The organism is Ureaplasma canigenitalium ATCC 51252, from assembly GCF_000712165.1.
Classification (GTDB): Bacteria; Bacillota_I; Bacilli_A; order Mycoplasmatales; family Mycoplasmoidaceae; genus Ureaplasma; species Ureaplasma canigenitalium.
Genome location: NZ_JONZ01000005.1, coordinates 121,947 through 138,357, shown reverse-complemented (window position 1 = coordinate 138,357; position 16,411 = coordinate 121,947). Strand labels below are relative to the sequence as shown.

The 16,411-nt window shown below is 33.1% G+C and carries 20 protein-coding genes; 17 read left to right on the top strand and 3 right to left on the bottom strand.

Translation table 4 applies throughout. The features are described from left to right. Window positions 1-4 precede the first annotated feature (4 nt). Window positions 5-490, bottom strand: a complete 486-nt coding sequence (gene secE, locus T416_RS03650) for a preprotein translocase subunit SecE (protein WP_031489130.1) — start codon at window positions 488-490, stop codon at window positions 5-7. Continuing rightward, window positions 491-667 carry a 50S ribosomal protein L33 gene (rpmG, locus tag T416_RS03745; protein WP_281169480.1) on the bottom strand — a complete coding sequence of 59 codons (177 nt, stop codon included), beginning with the start codon at window positions 665-667 and terminating at the stop codon, window positions 491-493. 321 nt (window positions 668-988) lie between these two features. On the opposite strand from rpmG, the gene rplM reads away from it, so the two are divergent. The 6 genes from rplM (at window position 989) to T416_RS0101800 (ending at window position 6,291) form a co-directional block, all read left to right on the top strand. Further along, complete coding sequence (gene rplM, locus T416_RS0101825; RefSeq protein ID WP_031489129.1) at window positions 989-1,444, top strand: 50S ribosomal protein L13; 456 nt, start codon at window positions 989-991, stop codon at window positions 1,442-1,444. 6 nt (window positions 1,445-1,450) lie between these two features. Then, window positions 1,451-1,843, top strand: coding sequence for a 30S ribosomal protein S9 (gene rpsI / locus T416_RS0101820; RefSeq protein ID WP_031489128.1), 393 nt, complete (start codon window positions 1,451-1,453; stop codon window positions 1,841-1,843). Between the two features lie 42 nt (window positions 1,844-1,885). Then, window positions 1,886-2,833: a phosphatidylglycerol lysyltransferase domain-containing protein gene (locus T416_RS0101815; protein WP_031489127.1), complete on the top strand. Its 948-nt coding sequence runs from the start codon at window positions 1,886-1,888 to the stop codon at window positions 2,831-2,833. Window positions 2,834-2,835: 2 nt separating this feature from the next. Then, complete coding sequence (locus T416_RS0101810) at window positions 2,836-3,759, top strand: ATP-grasp fold amidoligase family protein (RefSeq protein WP_031489126.1); 924 nt, start codon at window positions 2,836-2,838, stop codon at window positions 3,757-3,759. A 117-nt stretch (window positions 3,760-3,876) separates the two neighbouring features. Beyond that, complete coding sequence (locus T416_RS0101805; RefSeq protein ID WP_031489125.1) at window positions 3,877-4,101, top strand: cation transporter; 225 nt, start codon at window positions 3,877-3,879, stop codon at window positions 4,099-4,101. Window positions 4,102-4,104: 3 nt separating this feature from the next. Next, the gene (locus tag T416_RS0101800; RefSeq protein WP_051675915.1) at window positions 4,105-6,291 is read left to right on the top strand and encodes a heavy metal translocating P-type ATPase; all 2,187 of its coding nucleotides are present in this window, start codon (window positions 4,105-4,107) and stop codon (window positions 6,289-6,291) included. Between the two features lie 31 nt (window positions 6,292-6,322). On the opposite strand, the gene T416_RS0101795 is transcribed toward T416_RS0101800, so the two are convergent. After that, entirely contained in the window at window positions 6,323-7,030 is a 708-nt protein-coding gene (locus tag T416_RS0101795) for a hypothetical protein (RefSeq protein WP_156953971.1), read from the bottom strand. A 467-nt stretch (window positions 7,031-7,497) separates the two neighbouring features. Here T416_RS0101795 and T416_RS0101790 point away from each other — a divergent pair, with 467 nt between their 5' ends. From T416_RS0101790 to atpC, 11 genes are all read left to right on the top strand, one after another. Continuing rightward, window positions 7,498-7,770, top strand: a complete 273-nt coding sequence (locus T416_RS0101790; RefSeq protein ID WP_211246919.1) for a hypothetical protein — start codon at window positions 7,498-7,500, stop codon at window positions 7,768-7,770. Between the two features lie 25 nt (window positions 7,771-7,795). Beyond that, the gene (locus T416_RS0101785) at window positions 7,796-8,632 is read left to right on the top strand and encodes a F0F1 ATP synthase subunit A (protein ID WP_084277140.1); all 837 of its coding nucleotides are present in this window, start codon (window positions 7,796-7,798) and stop codon (window positions 8,630-8,632) included. Between the two features lie 35 nt (window positions 8,633-8,667). Beyond that, window positions 8,668-9,000 (top strand): ATP synthase F0 subunit C, encoded by a 333-nt coding sequence (gene atpE / locus T416_RS0101780; RefSeq protein ID WP_031489120.1) that lies wholly within the window; start codon window positions 8,668-8,670, stop codon window positions 8,998-9,000. A gap of 63 nt (window positions 9,001-9,063) precedes the next feature. Next, complete coding sequence (gene atpF / locus T416_RS03955; protein ID WP_084277138.1) at window positions 9,064-9,702, top strand: F0F1 ATP synthase subunit B; 639 nt, start codon at window positions 9,064-9,066, stop codon at window positions 9,700-9,702. A 7-nt stretch (window positions 9,703-9,709) separates the two neighbouring features. After that, complete coding sequence (gene atpH, locus T416_RS0101770) at window positions 9,710-10,252, top strand: ATP synthase F1 subunit delta (RefSeq protein WP_031489118.1); 543 nt, start codon at window positions 9,710-9,712, stop codon at window positions 10,250-10,252. After that, a complete protein-coding gene (locus T416_RS0101765) occupies window positions 10,252-10,560 on the top strand; it encodes a F0F1 ATP synthase subunit delta (protein WP_031489117.1) in 309 nt (102 codons plus the stop codon). Before atpH ends, T416_RS0101765 begins: the two co-directional genes overlap by 1 nt. Then, window positions 10,550-12,802 (top strand): F0F1 ATP synthase subunit alpha, encoded by a 2,253-nt coding sequence (atpA, locus tag T416_RS04035; protein WP_031489116.1) that lies wholly within the window; start codon window positions 10,550-10,552, stop codon window positions 12,800-12,802. Before T416_RS0101765 ends, atpA begins: the two co-directional genes overlap by 11 nt. Before the next feature lie 13 nt (window positions 12,803-12,815). Beyond that, window positions 12,816-13,691: a hypothetical protein gene (locus tag T416_RS0101755; RefSeq protein ID WP_031489115.1), complete on the top strand. Its 876-nt coding sequence runs from the start codon at window positions 12,816-12,818 to the stop codon at window positions 13,689-13,691. Window positions 13,692-13,693: 2 nt separating this feature from the next. Then, on the top strand, window positions 13,694-14,554 hold the full coding sequence (gene atpG / locus T416_RS0101750; protein WP_031489114.1) for an ATP synthase F1 subunit gamma: 861 nt from the start codon (window positions 13,694-13,696) through the stop codon (window positions 14,552-14,554). Between the two features lie 20 nt (window positions 14,555-14,574). Continuing rightward, window positions 14,575-15,969: a F0F1 ATP synthase subunit beta gene (atpD, locus tag T416_RS0101745; protein ID WP_031489113.1), complete on the top strand. Its 1,395-nt coding sequence runs from the start codon at window positions 14,575-14,577 to the stop codon at window positions 15,967-15,969. Then, the gene (gene atpC, locus T416_RS0101740) at window positions 15,962-16,372 is read left to right on the top strand and encodes an ATP synthase F1 subunit epsilon (RefSeq protein WP_031489112.1); all 411 of its coding nucleotides are present in this window, start codon (window positions 15,962-15,964) and stop codon (window positions 16,370-16,372) included. Before atpD ends, atpC begins: the two co-directional genes overlap by 8 nt. The last annotated feature ends 39 nt before the right edge of the window (window positions 16,373-16,411 follow it).

The following is a 16,411-nucleotide window of genomic DNA, read 5'->3' as shown; positions in this document are numbered from 1 at the left end:
TCCTTTATTTTGTAGTTAATTTTAAGAAGGCTGAATCAATACCGAAGAAGATTGCAGCTAGTAATATTACAATTACAATAACAATAATGAAACTAGTAAGAATTGACTTTGATCTAGCTCATTGAACTCGTTTAATTTCCTTAATAAGTCCATATCATCATCTTTTGATTTTGTAGTTTTTTGTTTCAAAAGTATTGATAAATTTGATTTTTTCCTCAATGATTTCGTTTTTAGTTTCATTTAAAAGATGCTTCGCTTGAATTATGTAATTTGTTTTTTCAGCTTTAGGAAGCATCTTAAATGAATGACTCTTAATCTTATTTTGATATTGGATTTTAAGATTATTGTAGACATTAGTTTTACCCTTAATATAGCGGTCGGCAATTAACATTTGAGCTTCTTTTAATTCTTGTTGCTCTCGTTCATACTCATCGATTCGTTCGAATTCTCGGTCTTGGTAGGTTTTATGTTTTTTTTCTTTTTTAGCCATCTAACGTTGCTCCTTGTGTAACGTTTGTTGATTACAATGTTTACAAAACTTGTTTAGTTCAAGACGTTTAAGAGCATATTTGCTTCGCTCTGTCTGGTAGTTCCGACTACTGCATAGATTACAAACTAAAATAACTTTCATACAATACTTTTCTTTTTTTACTCAATTTCCTTGAATAAATAATTTTAAACCAAAATAATATAAATGTTTTTTTCTAAGAAGAAAGTAATCATCTTTAATATCATTTAATTATTAGTTTTTAAAATACTCTAAATCATCATTATCGTTTCTTACGTAAAGTTTAAAAAAAGGGGCGAACCCCTCTTAATTTCAATTATATATAAAAACAAATTAAATTTTAAAAAAATATTAGAAAGATATTTATATAAAAAAATATTTTCGGTTATAATTTTACTAACGTTACATTACATCTATTTTCCGCAACAAATATCTTTTATTGGATATTTGTTTTGTCATTAACAATTTTAAGGAGTAAATATGCAAAAGACAACAATGCTTAAAAAAGAACAAGCTGATAGTCGTAAGCAATGATTCTTAATCAATGCTGATGGTTTAGTACTTGGTCGATTAGCTGTTTTAGTTGCGAATATTCTTCGTGGTAAGAACAAAGTAGATTACACACCAAATGTTGATGGTGGAGACTTTGTAGTTATTACAAATGCGAGCAAAATCGTTTTAACTGGTAACAAACTTGAAGGTGAAAATTGATATAATCACAGTCACTATATTGGTGGTCTTAGAACTCGTAGTGGTAAAGAAATGGTTTCAAAGTATTCACCAGAATTAATCTATCGTGCAGTTAAAGGTATGCTACCTAAAAACAAACTAGCTAGAAAAATGATAACAAAGTTGTTTATATATGCTGACGAAGAACACAAACACCAAGCACAAATGCCTATAACACTTGATTTATCTAATAAGAAAGGAAAATAATAAAGTATGGCGAATGTTGAATATAAAGGTCTTGGAAGACGAAAATCTTCAATAGCTCGTGTTAAATTAACACCAGGTGTTGGAAAGATTACAATTAATAACCGTTCACCAGAACAATATTTTCCAAATAAGCTAGTAATTCAAGATATGCTTCAACCATTAACACTAACTAAAACAAAAGATACTTTTGATGCTAGTGTAGTTGTTTATGGTGGGGGTTTTAAAGGTCAAGCAGGTGCTGTTCGTCTTGGACTTACAAGAGCACTTATCGAAGCTAACTTTGAACTTAAAAAAGATTTAAGATTAGCTGGACTTGTAACACGTGATGCGCGTGTGAAAGAACGTAAGAAATTCGGTCTTTATGGTGCACGTCGAGCTCCACAATTTACAAAGCGTTAAAATGAATTACAATCCACCTTTATGGTGGATTTTTTGATAATTATGATTACAAAACTAACTAACTTAAACTTCCGTAAAGTTAATGAATACAAGAAGGAAATTGGAAGTCATTGTCCTATTTCTGGTCTTACTCTTTGTCTCTGGACATACTATGGTTACGATATTTTTTTTGAATACTTCAAGGAAGAAAGGATTGTTCTTTTTTATGGTATCGCTAATGATGATTTAAAACAAATTGAGACAGATGAATTTGTAAATCGTTTTAATGGTAAATATTTTGTTATTTACAGTTTTAGTCACAAGGATGTTAGTTTAGATTTCTTAGTTTCTTTTGGAATGAAGAAACTTAGGACAAGTTTTCAAAATATTATTCCTATTTTTAATGGTTTATCAAGGGATTTTCTCCAAGGTGAAACATTAACACTTAAACATAAAGAATTGTATAGTTGAAGTGCTAATTTTATTTATGAAACTGAGAAATTAAAAACTTTGGGTGGCAAATCTTTACAGAAAAAAAGAAACAATCTTAACTACTTTATCAAGAATCACGGTACTGAATATACAGTAAGAAATTATGATGAAAAAACCGATAAAAAGGACGTCATTAATTTTCTTTCTACCTGAGATATTAAAACAAATCGTGATGCTTATAACTTAATGGTACAAGCAAATATTGACATCATAGAAAAGTTCTATAATGTAAATGACTTTAAAGGTAGTGTTATGGTAGAGGATAAAACTAGCAATATTGTTGGTTTTACCTTGGTTTATTTAAATGAAGAAATTAGTGAAATTATCATTGAACAAACAATGCGTCACATCCGGGGAGCTTATCAGTTTCTTTTAACTAGGAATCTAATTAATAACGATATTACTAGTCCTTATATTGATCGACAGGATGATGCTTCTTCTAAAAACATAAACGATAGTAAAAAAAGCTACCATCCTATTAAAGAAGTTACCAGGGTTTGTATTGAAATCGAGGATTAATTATGATTACAGACGAAAATATCAAAAAGTTAGATTCTATAACTCAGTTATACTACCTTTCTGACCGTAAAAAGTTTAAGGATGAGTTTACTAAAATTTTCATTGAAGAAATGGGTTATACACCGGACTTTGATCAACCGAGAACCTATAATGAAAAGTTAGTCCATATGTATTTTAATACTAACCAATGCGGCATATTGCCTTTTGTTGACAAGGTTGAGTTTAAGAAAATGATGGCTAAATTAATGCTTGATATTTTCCTTGTTGACACTTATAAAATCTATGATGCTGAAAATTTATTAAGTCTTGATGAATTAAAGAAAATTAAACGACCTTTTATCATAAAAACTTCAAATAGTACCGAGAACGAGGAAGTATTGATTATTCACGAAGACACTCCTGAGAAGGAGTTAATTAAGGCAATTAATTTTTTCAACCAATTATTAAAAGAACCTTTTGTCGCTGAACCTAAAAACTTCTATCAAACTTGGTGTTATCGTTTTATTAAAACAAGGGTCATCATCGAACCTTTAATTTCAAAAAATACTCTTGCCACCGACTATAAATTTTTTTGTTTCAAAGATAAGATGTTCTTAATGATTATGGATAAGTCAGAAGTTGAGAAAAATAATTATGACTGGTCAAAATTAAAAAGTAATATCTATGATTTGTCAACTCATCAATCAATTTTTAATGATGAGACATTAACGATTGATTGCTCAATTCCAATAATGGTTTCGCAGAAACTCTTTGAATGGTTCAAAAAAGAACTTTTAATTAACCATATAAGAGCGGATTGATACTTTGAAAATCACCGTTGATATATTGGTGAAATTACCCTTAATACAGCGAGCGGTTTTTTCACTTTTTGAGATAAAGAAGGTTGAAAAAAGATGGATGAAGAATGGGGAAATTTCTGAATTTAACCAAATTTATTTAAATTTTTCCCTTATGGAACTTATAAAAATAATAAAAAAGAAATATTTGTTATAGTTATTATGTTATATTTTAATTGTTCCGTTTATTCTACAAGGAGGCTTGTTATGACATACCTTTTATTAACCACAGATAATATAAGTTGCGGTAGTTGTGCTGGGAACATCACAGATAGCCTTAAATTGTTAAAACTTAACTCACTGAACATAAATATTCTTTCAAAAGAAATTGAAGTTGAATTTGATGAAAATCTTTATACGAAAGAGGATGTGCTTCAAGCTATGAAAAATGGTGGATTTGATTCAACGGTGCTTGAAGAATATAAATATTAAGTTATGATAGAAAAAGAACTAGTACTTAAGCAACCTTCAATTGCGATTGAGAATAAATCAAAATTATCACTTCGTGATAGATGAAAAAAACTACCAACAACGAGAAAAAATTACATAAAGTCGCTTTCTATCACTTCGATTGCAATGATTATTTCATTACCTTTAATGGTTTTTGAAATGTGATTTATGTTCGATACACCATCTTGATTGACTATTGATCAAAGAATTATTTATGGTTGAATTGTTTGTGCTTTTTCAATTGTTGTTATTTTTGGTCTAGGTTACAGTTATTTTAAAAATGCTTTTTTTGAAATTTTTAAATGGAAGAAACCAGGGATGAACATTCTCATTGTCCTAAGTACCCTTTCTGCTTTCATTTATAGTACATATTTATTAATTAAAATAACTATTGATAAACAAACAACTGGTCATGGTTTTTATGAAACGGCATGTATGATTATTGCGACAATGTCAGTTGGTTTTCTTGTCAATGACAAAATTAAATTAAAAGCTAATCAGGATGTTAAGTCCTTAAATGACCTTCAGATTAAGGAATACCACTTTTATGATCCAGTAACTAAAGAAGTTTCAACTAAAAAAGTGTTTATCGCTCAAATTGGTGATTACTGTTTAGTAAAAAAAGGTGAAGGAATTCCGCTAGATGGAAAATTAGTTTCAGATAGTTGTGAAGTTGATGAATCTTCATTAACTGGTGAAGCTCGTCCAATTTTAAAACAGGTTAACGATGAGTTAATTGCTGGAGCAATTAACATTGGAAATCCGTTTATTATGCAAATCACAAAACGGTTTGCTGATTCAACAATTAAAAAGATCATTAATGGTGTTAACAAAATTGCTAACGATAAACCAAAGTTAATGCAGATTGCGGATAAAATTGCAATGATTTTTACTCCGATTATTTTGCTTTTTGCGATTCTTGGTCTTCTTCTTCAACTTTATGTTCCTTCTCTTCACAATGTTAACTTCTTGAATTTAAGTCATAATAACCACATTAATGGGAACATTGATAGTTATGCCGCTACTGTTGATAAAGCCGTTTATGTTTTCATTGCTGTGCTTGTTATTTCGTGTCCTTGTGCATTCGGTATTGCTATTCCGCTTTCGGTCTTAATTGGTGCTGCTCGTGCGGCCAAAAATGGAATTGTTTATAACAATTCACAAATCTTTGAAAAGATAAAAAAAATTAATGCTGTTTGTTTTGATAAGACAGGAACACTAACACACGGTAAACTTGTCCTAGATAAAGTGGTTGGTGATTATGATTATCTAAGTGTAATGAATAGTATGGAACAAGTTTCAATTCATCCACTTGCAAAAGCATTTGTAAACTATGCACAACGGAATGATATTAAACCCGATGAAAGTGTTACTAATATCGAGGAAATTGCCGGAGTTGGAATTGTAGCGAAGAAAGATAACGACACCTTCCATATGATTTCATACAAATATGCTCGGGAAAATGGTTTCATTTTTGATGTTGATTTAACAGATGAAATTAAAAATCAAGATGCACTTTACTCTTATGTTTGTCTTGCGAAAAACAAGATTGTTAAAACTATCCTTATTTTTGTTGACCAAATCCGGGAAGATGCATATGAAACAATTAAATGGTTAAATAGCAACGGAATTAAAACTTATATGATTACCGGCGACCAATATGGTGCTGCTAAGTATATTGCAAATAAGTTAAACATTAAGGAGTTTTTTTACGAAGTAAAACCAGACGAAAAGCAACACATTATTAAAAAAATTCAAGACGAAGGTAATGTTGTTATGTATGTTGGTGACGGTATAAACGACCTTCTTGCTCTTAAGCAAAGTGACCTTTCGGTTTCCATCGGCGTTCACAATAAAGCGGTTAATGCCGTTAGTGACATTAACTTATTAAATCCTGATATTGTTAACATCATTAAAATTATCCAAACGACTAAATACACTCGACGTTTTATGATTTCGAGCTTGCTGTGAGCTTTTGGTTATAATATTATCTTTATCCCACTTGCTATTGTCGGGATTATTCCAGCTTTTATTGCTGTCTTTATTATGGCAACAAGCGATATCGCCGTTGTTCTAAATAGTCTAATATTTAAATTAATGAGAATTCGTCTTCTTACCCGAAAGGAAAGAAATAATAAAGAGTACAAAGTAATTTCAAAAATGGAAGTATAAGAAAAAACCAGGTTGCCCTGGTTTTTTTACTCTAGATTTTTTGGATTAAATAGACTTTTGATGAGTGATCAACAAAAGTAGAAACGATGTAATCGTGTCGTAGACAATCTAGGTAATTCTCAACTCCTTGTTCATCAGAGACAAGAATATTTTTTAAGATTTCAATGGCCTTTCGTACCAAACAATGGTGGTCTTTATTGTTATCCTTTAACACAAAATCAAGGAAACCAAAACCGTTTAAATAGTGAACATAAATTCCTTTGTACTTTTCACTATACTCAATCCGGAATGCTTCCTTGTATCAGTTCAAATCAAATAAATATTCATAACGGTAAATATAATTAGCAAAATATTTATAGTTATCAGTCTGCATATGAACACTAAAAAGGTCAACACAAGTAATAAATCGATCAAATGTTTGAATTACATAGTTTGTTAACTCAACTAGCAAAGAAATTTTGTTTTTTTCATAAAGGGAATTGCAAATGTCAATCCGTTCAAGGTGCAAGTCGCTAAATTCCTTCACTTGATGAATAAAACCAGTACATGAATGTTGACAGTGAACCTTATTTAAAGTCGGATAATAAATTACAAAGGTAACACCGTCAATTTTGATGTAGATTTTATCATCAATCATTTCTAACTTTTCGTGTTTTTTAAAAGACTCTAGTTTTCGGAAAACCCCTGGAATAATGTTTTCCTTTACACGAAGGACAACCGGCATTGTCGCCTTTGCCATTTCTTCATTTTTATCTAAAATTTGTATAAAAATTTGATTCATACCTTACCTCATTTATATATCTTAATAATTTTCAATCAGTTTTTGTGTTTATTATTTTCTTTATTCCACTCTTATCTCTTTTTTATCGTCACCTTATCTCACTCTTAACTCTTACTCATTGTTAAAGATCGATCATCTTGGCTCTTTTATTGATATATTCTTTAGAATATCGGTCTTTAATTCTATATAATAGAACTAAGCCGATTAAGCCCAAAGTAAACAACAACTCAATGAAAATTCAAAAATCTTTCAATTATTATTTGATGCTATTTTTGCCAATTACTATGATTTCATTAATCGTAGTCATTTTTTTAGCTATTGTAGCACCGAATTGAGAAAGATTTTTTTATTCTTTCTTAATTAGTACCACACTTAATTTTTTATTGATGTGTTTAAGAAACGTCGTTGTTAATAAGCTACTTTCGATGCGAATTAATAAATTAATTAATGCACCTACAAATAAACAATATCGATTACTGCGGCAAGGAAATACTTTTATTTTCGCTGCTATCCATATTTTTTTTAATTTATTAATGGCCAGTCCAGTATTAATTGGAACAGCTGTTAATAGCATACTTGGTGTGGAAATTTTTGAAATTTATTCGTTGTTTATCTTTTCTGGTTTGCTTATGCTTGGCCAAATTGTAAGTATGTTGTTACAAGGATTACTTTACAATAAAAAAATAAAAACAATTTAAAGTACATTTAAAGGAAGGTGAAGAGATGGAAAATTATGAACCATTGAATCCCAATTTTGCAATTCCGCATATTGGTGCAATTATTATGGTAACTTTAATTATCTTAGTAATTGGTTCAGTTTACTATGCAATGGTGCGAAAAATGAAGGTACATGATATACCTAACAGATTCGTCATCATCATTGGCATGATTGTGAACTTCATTCGTGGTCTTGTTGTTGATACAATGGGAAAGAAATATGTTAAATTAGCTCCCGCTATTTTATTTGTTTTCTCATTCATATTCACAGCGAATATGGTTTCCCTTTTTGGTTTTAAAGAAGGGACAACCGCTTCAGCGGTACCGCTTGCGATGGCTGTCTTTAGCATTATTGGTGGTCAATTCGTTGCTCTACGTTACCAAAAAGCTAGTTACTTTGCGAAGTTCGCTTTTAAGATTAAGAAAATCCCAATTATGATAAATCCACTTGAAATAATGAGTAAATTATCTCCAATTATTTCTCTTACATTCCGTCTTTGAGGTAACATTACAGCCGCTGCTGTATTGTTAAACATTACATTCTGAGCTTTTGCTGGATTTACTAATGTTGTTCCTTGAGTTGGAATTTCACTGATTGGTTCAATGACGATTTTACCAATTCTAATCGGGTACTTCACAATGTTTGCCGGTTCAATTCAAGCTTATGTGTTTACATTACTTTCAAGTATTACATGAGGTCTTGAAATCCGTGAGGCTGAAGAACATTGAGAACATGTGGCACATATGAAAGCTGAAAAACTTCGTAAGCGAGAAGAAGCAAGAAGAATTGCGAACGGAGAAGAAGTTAATCTAGAAGCGAATGCAGTTTCTGCCACTCATTAATAAAATATTTAATTAATTAAAACAGGAGTTTTATTATGTCATCATTTATTGATATTACAGGAGTTATTGCGTCTCACCTTGAAACTGGTGCATTACCTAACATTGAGCCTAATCAAGTAGGTACTCTGCAAAATGGTGCATCAATTGCTTATCTAGGTAAGTATGTTGGTGCTGCCATGACTATGTGAGCTGCTGGTTTCGTTGGGGTTATGCAAGGTTTCTCAACTTCACAAGCGGTAAATGCTGTAGCTCGTAACCCAGAAGCACAACCTAAGATTCTTTCTACAATGATTGTAGGTCTTGCCCTTGCCGAAGCGGTGGCGATTTATGCCTTGATTATTGCGATTCTAATTGTTTTCGTTGCTTAATTATTACCTTTATTAATTTATTAACAAGAAATAATAAGAACGAGAATGAGGAGGTCGAAACTAATGAAACAACAAACAAAAAATAAACTGTTAGCTAGTTTTGGTGTAGCTGGACTTGCTGCAATCGGGATTCCGTTTTTAGCAAGTTGTACAGCTGACATTCCTGAACTTAATGCTGCTGAAATTATTAACACAATGTTCCCTAACGTTTGAGTATTTATTGCTCAAGTGATTGCGATGTGTTTTGTTTTCTCAATTATTCTTTGAATGATTTGAAAACCAACAAATAAGATGTTAGATCGAAGACGTGAATATATTGCTAAAGAAATTACTGATGCAGAAAAAGCAAAAGAAGAGGCAATGTTATATATGGAAGAAGCTAAGAAAGAACAACTTGAAGCAACAAACAAAGCTAATGAAATTATTGCTTCAGCTAAAACAGAAGCTTCGAACTATATGATCGAACAAGAACGTCTTGCGAAGGAAAATGCTGATCATATGATTAAATCAGCAACAACTGACATCGAAAACCAATATAAATCAAATCTTGACCGTCTAACAAGAGAAGCTAAGGAAGCCGCTTTTGTGGCAGCTGAAGCTTTAATTAAGAAAAACATTACCAGAGCTGACAACGATAAATTAGTAGATGAATTCATCAAGGATTTTGATTCATCATCTCCTAAAAAAGCTGTTAATCATTAATTAACTTATGAAAAAAACTAAAATAGTTGAAAAATACTCTTATGCACTATTTGAATTAGCTCGTGACCAAGGCAAGGTTGAAAAATACCTTATCCACCTTGAAACAATTAAGGAAGCTTTTAAAGAAGCTCCAGGATTTTACGAATACATTCAAGAAGTTGATCTTGATAAGGAAGTAAGAAAAAAAGAAATTAAAGCGATTTTTGAAAATGAAATCGAAGAGTACTTGCTTAACTTTCTTCTTCTTCTTATCGACCGTGATTTATTTCGTCTAGTTAAGGACATCCTTACTAAATCAATAAAACTTTTAAACAATGAACTTAAATTAGTTGAAATTGAAATCACAACTGCCTTTGAATTAACAAAAGATCAAGAAACTAGACTCCTTGAATCGCTTGAAAAAAAATATAGTGTGAAATTTAAACCAACATTTATCGTCGATAAAAACATCATCGGTGGAATTGTCGTTACCTTTAACTCAAATACCATTGATAACTCTGTAATCGGTAAATTAAAAGCCGTTTTTCAACAGGAAGGAATTAATCATTAATGGGTACAAGTAAATTAGACAAGTATTCAAAAATCATCTATAACAAGCTAAAAAACTATTCTGTCAAATACCATAATGCGGAAGCCAGAACTCCTTTTAGTCTTTCAAAAGAACAAAAGATGAAATTAATTGATATCCTTAAAAAACGTTATCAAGCAGATATCGTTCTTACTGAAATTATTGATGAGTCACTGATTGGTGGAATCGTTGTGAAAGTTAATTCTGAGATTAATGATTTTTCATTAAAAAGTAAATTAGACAGTTTAAGTCAAAATATAAAGAAAGAGGGTGGAGCATATGACAAATAAGAATCAAGCCAACTCACTAGTTGATTTGATTAAGCACCAAATCAAGAACCTTAATGACCATCCTGAATCAAAAGAAACCGGATCTGTAATCTCAATTGGGGACGGGATTGCTCTTGCAGATGCTCTTGATAATGTACAGTTAAACGAAATTGTTCGTTTTCAAAACGGGGTTGAAGGGATTGCTTTTAACCTTGAAGAAGATGTTGTCGGTATTGTTTTACTTGGAGATTATTCTGGGATTAAAGAAGGGGATAAGGTTTATCGAACTAACCGGATTGTTTCAGTTCCGGTTGGGGATGCCCTTTTAGGACGAGTTGTTGATGCTCTTGGTAAAGCAATTGATAATAAAGGTGAAATTAAAACTGAACACACCGATGTGATTGAAAAAATTGCACACGGGGTAATGGATCGTAAATCAGTTCACCAACCACTTGAAACTGGTATTCTATCAATCGATAGTATGTTCCCGATTGGTAAGGGACAAAGAGAGTTAATAATTGGTGACCGTCAAACAGGAAAAACAACTATTGCTCTTGATACCATTATTAACCAAAGAGGGAAAAATGTATACTGTGTATATGTTGCAATTGGTCAAAAGAACTCAACTGTTGCTAATGTTGTAAGAACACTTGAGCGAAACCAAGCAATGGAATATACAACCGTTGTTTCAGCAACGAGTTCAGAATTACCTGCCCTTCAATATATTGCCCCTTATACCGGGGTAACCATCGCGGAATACTGAATGCACCAAGGTAAGGACGTCTTAATTATTTACGACGACCTATCAAAACATGCCATTGCATATCGGACAATTTCGTTACTACTTCGTCGACCACCTGGTCGTGAAGCCTATCCCGGGGATGTGTTCTATCTTCATAGTCGTTTGCTTGAACGGGCATGTAAATTAAACGACAGTCTAGGTGCTGGTAGCATTACCGCACTTCCAATTGTTGAAACACAAGCTGGGGATATTTCAGCATATATTCCAACAAATGTTATTTCGATTACTGATGGTCAATTATTTATGCAGACTTCATTATTCAATGCTGGTCAACGACCTGCGATTGATGCTGGTCAATCTGTATCACGGGTTGGGTCTGCTGCTCAGATTAAATCAGTTAAACAAACAGGTGCTTCGCTAAAACTTGAACTAGCAAACTACCGAGAACTTGAAGCGTTTAGTCAATTCGGTTCTGACCTTGATGATGAAACAAAACGAATCCTTAAACTTGGTCAAAGTGTGATGGCTGTTATTAAACAAGCACCAAACAAACCATATCAACAAACGGATGAAGCAATCATTCTTTTCACAGTTAAAGAAAAAATGATTTCCCAAGTCCCTGTTGAAAAGATTCAAGACTTTAAAGAGTATCTAATCGATTACTTCAAAGGTACAAATCTACGTAAAGATCTTGATGAGAATAAAGCATTTACTAAGGAAAATACTCCTGCTTTCAAATATGCTATTCAAAGAGCAATCAATCTTTTCCTTTACAATGATGAGAATCATACAATGCTTAGCGAAGAAGACAAAGTCTATTTCGATAAGATTGAAAAAGGTAGTCAAATGATGAATGCGACTGTTAATGAGACTCCGATGGATGAAGAAATGGTTGAGATGTGTCAAGAACATGATTATGAAATCATCGAAGACCAAAGTTATGACGAAACTCTAACTGTTTCACAAGACCCTTCTGATGAAATTCACGAAATGGTTGTTGAAGATATTATGATGCACGATGACGATATGGTGAGTGATTCAGCATCTAACGAAGAAACATCAATTACGAGTGAAGATGAAGAAGAAAAGAGACGTCGTGAAAGTCAAAAACTGACTCAATCTAATGAAGCAATTGAAGGTATTCAAAAGCAGACTATTATGATTAGTCTAAGTAAGAATGAAGCAATCGAATTGTTTGAAAACAAGAAAACAACTTTATTCTACAAAGTAATCCCAAGTGAAGAGGTTGAACGTGTTGTTGTTTATGTTACCTCTCCGATTAAAAAAGTCCTTGGGGAATTTGACCTTGAAGAAAAACTTCACACTAGTCTTTCAAAAGGTTGAAGTACTTATAAAACAACTTCTGTTAAGACTTCTAAAAAAGATTATGAATCATACTTCGAAGGAAGTAAGAAAGCTGGTGTCCTTCTTGCGAAGAAGGTATTCCAATATAATAATCCAAAAGATCTTAGTGATTACGATATGAAGAAAGGGCCAAGTGGTTTCACTTATTTAAAATAGTATGCAAATAAAGATGAACAAAACATATACCGAATTTCTTGCCCAATCAAAAGCAAAACAAATCTTTACGCCTTGATTTATTTCCGCTCTTGTACTCTTCGTTGCGCTAAGTAGCGTTGCTATCGCAATGGTAGTTCTTTTAGCTCCATCATTTGAAATTGGACGTCGTCTTTTTGAAGACGGTCTATTTAAGGATGTTATTGCTGATATTAAAACACAAGACTCATTAATGAAATTTGTAGAATATGATCCGCATGCGGACTATCAAAAATACTACAAAATATTGCTTGATTTAAGAGAGAATGGATTACTTAATGACTGAGCTTCAAATATCGCCTCACACAAACCAATTCTTCCGACTGAGGAATACAACGAGGCCTATATTAAGAAGGCTACAGAGGCCATTGAAGCATTCCTTCATGCTCATGCTCAAGGGCTAATTAACCACAACAACACATGGGGTTTTGCGGTCAAAGTACTTGGCAACTTCAATTCATCAACTGGTGTCGAAATTACAACCAAAAACGGTCAAACTTTCTACAACGACTCTTGATTTGCTAAATTCATAAATGAATTTAGAGATGTGACAGCAACATATCACCATAATGGACACGATGTAACTTTATCAAGTGCTAGTCAAATTAGACTTCAAACTTTAGCTAGAGCTTATATCTATCTTGACCAACCAGAAATCGTTGCTTATTATTGAGTATTCATTACTACAATGATGCCTCAAATGATTACATCAGTTATCCTTATTGTTAAACTTGTTACTGTTCTTAAACCGAAGAAAACAGCTGAGGAAAAAGCTGCTTACAAACTAGCTAAGCTTGAAAAGAAGAACATGAAGAAAAATCAATCATTAATGACTAATCATGTAGGTGCTTAAAGATGTCATTAGATACGATTAAACGTAAAATAACATCGATCAAGACCACAGCTAAAACTACGAATGCAATGAAACTTGTAGCGACGGCTAAATTAAAACGTCAACGGGATCATCTTGCACAAATAAAGGAATATAGTGCTGACTTCTACGAAGTAATAGGTCTTCTTCTTTCGACAGTTAAGGACATTGGTTTTCTTAATGTTGAAAACGCAAAAGACAGAACTCTTTATATTACTATTAACTCAACAATGGGTCTTGCTGGAAGTTACAACTATAATGTCAACAAAGTTGTCAAAGAAATATTAACTGACAACGACATTACCTTTACCATCGGTAAGAAAGGTAATGACTTTATGCGATTTGAAGGTCGATCAAATCAAGTCGCAAAGTTCTTTAATTTGAACGATAATGATTTAAATTTTGATATGACTCACGCTTTTGCTAAGGAAGTCCTTGATCTTTATCTTAGCGGTGAAGTTAACCGTGTTGTCATCGTTTACACGAAGTTTATTAATGCTATTACCTTTGAGGTTGAAACACTTCAGGTTTTACCTTTTGATACTTCAACGATTGAACATATGAAGAGTCATCTATCTGTTAAAAACGATATCATTATCTTCCATCCAAATAAGGAAGCGATTGTAAGAAAAATTTTGCCAAATTACATTAGCACAATCCTACTTGGGTGTTTAATGAATTCAAAAATCTCCGAAAACGCTTCTCGACGAAACGCAATGGATGCTGCAACAAATAATGCGAAAGCACTTGCAGAAAATTACAAACTAGTCTACAACACATTACGACAAGGCAAAATTACATCAGAAATTACTGAAATTGTCGGTGGTAGTAACGATGATGACTAATCTATTTTTAGGAGAGATATATGTATAGCAAAAACAAAGGAAAAATTATTCAAATTCTAGGTCCTGTTGTCGATGTTAGCTTTCCATCTGATGCACTACCACAAGTAAACAATGCATTGATTGTTGATAACGAAAATAATCTTGTGCTAGAAGTCTCTCAATTAATTGGGGATAATATCGCACGATGCATTGCGATGGACACAACAGATGGTCTTGTTCGTGGGATGGGAGTTACTAACACGGGACGACCAATACAAATGCCAGTTGGTCTTGAAGTTCTTGGTCGTATGTTTAATGTCGTTGGGGAACCAATTGACGGAAAACCAAAACCAAAATCAAAGACAATGCCAATCCACCGTCCAGCTCCTTCATTTAGTGAGCAAGCGGAAAACATTGAAATTCTTGAAACGGGAATTAAAGTTGTTGACCTTCTTGTCCCTTTTGCTAAAGGGGGGAAGATTGGTTTATTTGGTGGTGCAGGGGTTGGAAAAACTGTCTTAATGCAAGAGTTAATCCACAACGTCGCTAAGAACCACGGGGGATTATCTGTCTTCGCCGGGGTAGGTGAACGAACTCGGGAAGGTAACGACCTTTATTACGAAATGGAAGAGAGTGGTGTGCTTGATAAAACAGCACTTGTCTTTGGTCAAATGAACGAACCCCCTGGAGCGAGAATGAGAGTTGCTCTTTCTGGTCTTACTATGGCCGAAGAATTCCGTGATAGTTTCGGTCAAGACGTGTTACTTTTCATTGACAACATCTTCCGGTTTACACAAGCCGGTTCCGAAGTATCTGCCCTGCTTGGTCGTATGCCTAGCGCTGTTGGTTACCAACCAACTCTTGCTTTTGAAATGGGTCAACTGCAAGAACGAATTACATCAACAAAAAAAGGATCAATTACATCAGTACAAGCGGTTTATGTACCAGCTGACGACTTAACCGACCCAGCTCCAGCAACAACTTTCAGTCACCTTGATGCGAAGGTTGTGCTTGACCGAGCTATCGCTAGTTTAGGTCTTTATCCAGCTATTTCACCACTTCAAAGTACTTCAAGACTACTTGACCCGCTTATTGTTGGTTTAAAACACTATACAGTAGCACGTCGAGTGGTTCAAATTCTTCAACGTTTCCTTGAATTACAAGATATTATTGCTATTCTAGGGATTGACGAATTAAGTGAAGAAGACCGACAAGTTGTAATTCGTGCTCGAAAGATTAGAAACTTCCTAAGTCAACCAAGTCACGTTGCTGAAAAGTTTAGTGGTCAACCAGGACTTTCTGTGAAACTTGAAGACACAATCGAAGGATTTAGAATGATACTTGATGGTGAGTTAGACGACATTCACGAACAACACTTTTTATATGTCGGGACAATTGCTGATGTCTTAGCTAAAGCTGGAAAACAAAATGGCTAATACCACACTTCTTAAAATTGTTACTCCAAGAGCTCAAACCTACACTGAAGCAATTTATAGTTTGCAGATTAAATCAAGTGAAGGAAGAATCACCATTCTTCCAGAACACAACCCACTGATGTCTCCAATCGAAGGATGTGTTTGCTACATTCGCTCAAGCCCTACATCAACACCAAAAAAAATGGTTATCCTTGAAGGGATTATCTATGCCGAAAAGAAGCAAATCAGATTGTTTAGTGATTATTTTGTGTGGTTTGATGATGTTGATACCGATCAACTACAAAAAGAAATTGATCAACTTAGTGTACAACTTGAAAAAGAAACCGATGATAAAAAAAGGTTGCAGTTGAAAGCGAAAATTAGCGATAATAAAGCAATTTTAATAGCTTATAAAGATCGCTAGGCCAAAAAAACATCAAGTTTACGAAAATAGCTCTTAACG